The sequence below is a fragment of the Actinacidiphila oryziradicis genome, assembly GCF_005047355.1.
Taxonomy (GTDB): domain Bacteria; phylum Actinomycetota; class Actinomycetes; order Streptomycetales; family Streptomycetaceae; genus Actinacidiphila; species Actinacidiphila oryziradicis.
This window is the reverse complement of record NZ_SUMC01000367.1, coordinates 1-926: the sequence shown is the minus strand read 5'-3', so window position 1 is coordinate 926 and position 926 is coordinate 1. Positions and strand designations below refer to the sequence as shown.

The 926-nt window shown below is 66.2% G+C and carries 1 protein-coding gene; it reads left to right on the top strand.

Features of this window, described 5'->3' with window-relative positions:
• Positions 1-223 precede the first annotated feature (223 nt).
• Entirely contained in the window at positions 224-805 is a 582-nt protein-coding gene (locus FCI23_RS55930; RefSeq protein ID WP_136731795.1) for a hypothetical protein, read from the top strand.
• Positions 806-926 lie beyond the last annotated feature (121 nt).

Here is a 926-nt window from a genome sequence, read left to right as displayed (position 1 = left end):
GAGAGGACGGCCGCCACTCCCAGCAGTCGGCGCAGTCCTCCGCGTGCTCGGCGCCTCGGCCGTCCCGGAGGACGGGCGCCACCCGAGGCACATGGGCCAGGACCTCGGCCGCCTCTTCGACCTGCCGGTCGAACTTGCTCTGTGCCATGCCGAACGCAACCGGTGACGCCCCGCTCACGTCAAAACCACGCCGCCGCTGCCGTTGCTCACCCAAGGAGATCCTGTGAACCGTCGCCTGGCCACCATCTTTGTCGCTGCAGCCGAGATTCTCGCTGCCGGGTGCGGCTCGGCCACCCGCAGCAGCACCGCGCCGAGCACGGCACCATCGGTGGTTGAGACCCCGGCTGTGAACGTGCAAGTCGAGAACGCGGCCTCGGCGCTGGGCGCGCAGGGCCGCTCGGCCTACGCGGACATCTACGCCTCTCTGTCAATGAACGGGGCGAACAACGAGGTGGTGCTGTACGTCACCGACACCTCAAAAGCACAGGCGATGATTAACGCTGCTCACAAGGCACACCCCGACACCGCAGGCGTCCAGGTCATGGTCAAACAGGCCGCATACTCTGCCAAGGTGGAGAACGCCGCCCGGGACAAGATCTACGAGGCGCAAAGGGCACACCGGTTCAAGTACCCGGTGTACGGTATCGGGCTGTCCCCTGTCGGCGACGGCATCCAGGCCGCCGTAGAAGCCAAGGCGGCCGCCGACCTGGAGTTCGTCAAGGCGCTGCAGAATGCAGCAGGAAATGTCCACGCGAAGATCGTGCCAGGCGGCAAGGGCATTCCCGAGGTGGCGATTGGACCCTGACGGGTCCCGTACGGACTTCTTCAGCATAGGTGGGCCGAGGAGGGCCAGATGAGGCAAAGAACCGTTCATCGCTCTGGTTCGGCCTCGGCGTTCGGGTCACGCAGGGGCCGCAGATCCTGGT